We start from the raw sequence: 275 nt of genomic DNA on the forward strand, positions 1-275 counted from the left end.
GTACAAAGTCGATGTCTTGTTCTTTACAGATTTTTACTGCTTGATCTAGTACTTCAATTGTTGGGTTAGCGCCAACGCCCGAAAACTCTACCCAATCAAAACCTTCAAGTGCTGCTGCAACTTGGTCGTATACGCCGTTCTTTTTAATTGATCCGCCGCCGTACACAACTAGTACTTTTTGATCTTTTGCGATCAAATCAGTTAGTGAGGCTATTTGTTGTTGGCCAAATTGAATTAGTGTTGGATTTACGTAGCTAAATTTCATTATTTTATCC

General features: G+C 38.9%; 1 protein-coding gene. It reads right to left on the reverse strand.

Annotation, left to right across the window (positions count from 1 at the left end):
- A partial coding sequence (locus AAEY83_RS14725) for an iron-containing alcohol dehydrogenase (RefSeq protein ID WP_351060041.1) occupies positions 1-275 on the reverse strand: 275 nt, incomplete at both ends.

Source organism: Psychrobacter sp. TB20-MNA-CIBAN-0197, from assembly GCF_040309765.1.
Taxonomy (GTDB): Bacteria; Pseudomonadota; Gammaproteobacteria; order Pseudomonadales; family Moraxellaceae; genus Psychrobacter; species Psychrobacter submarinus.